The 2,656-nt window shown below is 68.2% G+C and carries 3 protein-coding genes; 1 reads left to right on the top strand and 2 read right to left on the bottom strand.

Annotated features, from left to right (window positions below):
• Positions 1 to 128: 128 nt before the first annotated feature.
• Together BN1197_RS00045 and BN1197_RS00040 are read right to left on the bottom strand one after the other, a co-directional pair.
• Positions 129 to 1,013: a DnaJ C-terminal domain-containing protein gene (locus tag BN1197_RS00045; RefSeq protein WP_052465780.1), complete on the bottom strand. Its 885-nt coding sequence runs from the start codon at positions 1,011 to 1,013 to the stop codon at positions 129 to 131.
• Positions 1,014 to 1,656: 643 nt separating this feature from the next.
• Complete coding sequence (locus BN1197_RS00040; protein ID WP_040155165.1) at positions 1,657 to 2,088, bottom strand: Hsp20/alpha crystallin family protein; 432 nt, start codon at positions 2,086 to 2,088, stop codon at positions 1,657 to 1,659.
• A gap of 203 nt (positions 2,089 to 2,291) precedes the next feature.
• Here BN1197_RS00040 and BN1197_RS00035 point away from each other — a divergent pair, with 203 nt between their 5' ends.
• On the top strand, positions 2,292 to 2,621 hold the full coding sequence (locus BN1197_RS00035) for a MerR family transcriptional regulator (protein WP_082043473.1): 330 nt from the start codon (positions 2,292 to 2,294) through the stop codon (positions 2,619 to 2,621).
• Positions 2,622 to 2,656 lie beyond the last annotated feature (35 nt).

The raw sequence follows: 2,656 nt of genomic DNA, 5'->3' as shown, positions 1-2,656 counted from the left end.
GACACGATGGGTCACACGCTGGAAACCAGCGTTGAACGCCTTCGCCATCACCTTCGCCGACCGCATCCCGGCCGCCGAAGACCGCTGAGAATGAAAACGCCACTTACACCGTTGGCCGGACAGTCCCTTCAGAAGAGGTCTCGTTCGGCTGGTGTCAGCCTGGTGGGCACGAGGATGTGAGTGTGGGCGTGCAGGTTCCCGGAGGATCCGTTCGGGTTGGGGATGCCATGGGCGGGCATGTTGAGGACTCGGCCGGAGCAGGTTCCGGGGGGCACGTCGATGCTCACCGGCCCTGCCGGTGTGTCGAGGGTGATGGTGGCGCCGAGCGCGGCTTCCCATGGGGAGAGCGTCAGTTGGATGTGGAGGTCGCGGCCATCGAGCCGGTAGCCCTCGGGCGGCACGAGCCGTACGCGCAGGACGACGGGCGGGGTCTTCCCGCCGCCGGGTAGATAGGTGGTGGGGACCTCGATCCGGTCACCGTCGATCGTGCCGGGTGGGATGACGACGTGAATGCTCTCGCTGCTGTCCTGGCTGGTCACGGTCACAGTCCGCGTGGTGCCCTGGTAGCTCTCCTGCAGAGTCAGCTCGAGCTCGGTCTCATCGTCCCGGGGGGAACGGACGGGCAGGTCGGCGTTGAGGTGGAAGGGCGGAGTCCGGCCTGCGGCTGCCAGCCAGAACGCGTCGTGTGGGATGCGGTCGGGACGGACCCGGGTGGCGGGCCACGGGGGACAGGGTCCGCGGGAGTATCCGGCGCCGGAGGGGGGCCTGGCCCGGCGTGGTACGCGGCTGGCGTCGTAGCGGGCGCGGGCCTTCGGGTCTGACAGCACCCGGTAGGCGCTGGTAACCTCGGCGAACCGCGACGCTGCGCCGGGCGTGGTCTCGATGTCCGGGTGGTAGCGCCGGGCCAGACGCCGGTAGGCCCGGGTGATCTCGTCGCTGCTGGCGTCTGGGTCGAGGCCGAGAATCTGGGATAGGTCGGATCCGGGCTGCTCGCTGTGTCTGGAAGCTGTCATCAGCTGCCTCCGGCGCGTGAGGGGGTGCGGACGCCGCGGCCACGGGTGCGGTGGCCCGGGTCGTCGATATGTCAGGGTGTCGAAAGGACTGGCCGGGCCCTCGTGGGGGCCCGGCCAGCCGGGATCGGTGCGTTGACTGCTGGCCCGGCGCGCCCGGGGGCAATCCCCGATTGCCCTGGAGGGGCGGGTCGTCACCATGGGACGACGAAAGTAGGAGATGAATGGCGCACGGAGCCAGCGGCCGCTCCCATGCTCTAGTTGTCTCGCTGCTCGGTCACCTCCTTAAGTCGAAGCTCGACGGCGGCGTCTCTGTCTTGTGCTGGAAGGTTGTCCACCCACCGAGGCGGTGAGCGCTGCCGGGCCCACTCCCCGGTTCCGGGACCCCGCAACCGGTAGCCCGGCCAGCTACGGACGTCCTCGCGCCATCGCTCGTGTCCTGGGGCCTGGCGTGGGCCGATCGAGCAGCGCAGAGGGGGACGGGCCGGGGGCACAGTCGGCCATTCCGCTGCGATGATGGCCGCGAACTCCGCAGCGACCAACTCCGGGTCGGAGCAGACCAGCTCAATGAACTCCTCCACCCAAGTGGGAGCGAGCGGGTTGCCGGGGTCCTGGCTCGTGGTCATGGCGACCTCCGAAACGAACCCTAGGCGTCGATGGCCTGCCGGCCGGATCCAGCACTGGTGATCTCGATCTTGCGCGGCTTGGCCTGCTCGGCCACCGGGATCCGCAGCGTGAGCACGCCCGCGTCGTAGCCGGCCTCGATGTGCTCGGTGTCCAGATTGTCGCCCAACACCAGCTGGCGGCTGAAGGTGCCGCGGGCCCGCTCGGCTGCGAGCATCTCCTGGGTCTCGCTTCGCGCCGGACGCTCCGCCCGGACGGTCACGACATTGCGCTCCACGTCGAGTTCGATCGCGTCCGGGGCGATACCCGGCAGGTCGAACTCCACCACGAAGGTGTCCCCCTCGCGCCACGCGTCCATCGGCATCGCGGCCGGGTAGGCCAATGTGCCGTTGCCTCGGAACAGCTGCTGGGTGAGCCGGTCGAGCTCGCGGAACGGGTCGGTGCGCATCAGCAACTGAGCCATCGTCGAACACTCCTTCCTGATCCTGTTGAGTGACCACTGATCTATCGCAGTGGCTGTAGATTTGATATAGCGCATCTGGCACCATGAGTCAAGAGGTCAACGACAACAACCGTGGGCCGCCAAGAGGGACCCGGTGCGTACCGTTCCCGGCGGACCAGACCAGGACCACAGGCCGGCAAGGAAGGCAACCACAAATGATCACGAAGGAGGGGTTCGTCGAGCCGCCCGACCAGGGGGTGTATGGGATATCGATGGCCGCGCAGCTGGCCGGGATGGGCATACAACGGCTGCGGCTGTACGAGTCCCGCGGCCTGCTCTCACCTGACCGCACCGCCGGTGGCACCCGCCGCTACAGCCGAGACGACCTAGGCCGGTTACAGCGGATCGACGCCCTCCTCAGAGCCGGGCTCAACCTGGCCGGAATCGCGATGGTGTGGATCGCCCCGGGAAGGGTGGAGGGCTTGATCTCCCCAGGAGGATGGAGTCATGCCTGCACCGAAGAGGTACCCCGACGAGTTGCGTGAACGAGCGATCCGGTTGGTTCGCGACCGGATCGCCG

The sequence above is a fragment of the Mobilicoccus massiliensis genome (genome assembly GCF_000826525.2).
GTDB classification, from domain to species: Bacteria; Actinomycetota; Actinomycetes; order Actinomycetales; family Dermatophilaceae; genus Mobilicoccus; species Mobilicoccus massiliensis.
The sequence above is the reverse complement of the archived record's forward strand: the minus strand, read 5'-3'. Positions and strand labels throughout refer to the sequence as shown.

Excerpts from the sequence above, each read along its gene's own strand:
- BN1197_RS00045 (WP_052465780.1), bottom strand. The coding sequence starts at position 1,013 with ATGACAGCTTCCAGACACAGCGAGCAGCCCGGATCCGACCTATCCCAG.
- BN1197_RS00035 (WP_082043473.1), top strand. The coding sequence starts at position 2,292 with ATGATCACGAAGGAGGGGTTCGTCGAGCCGCCCGACCAGGGGGTGTAT.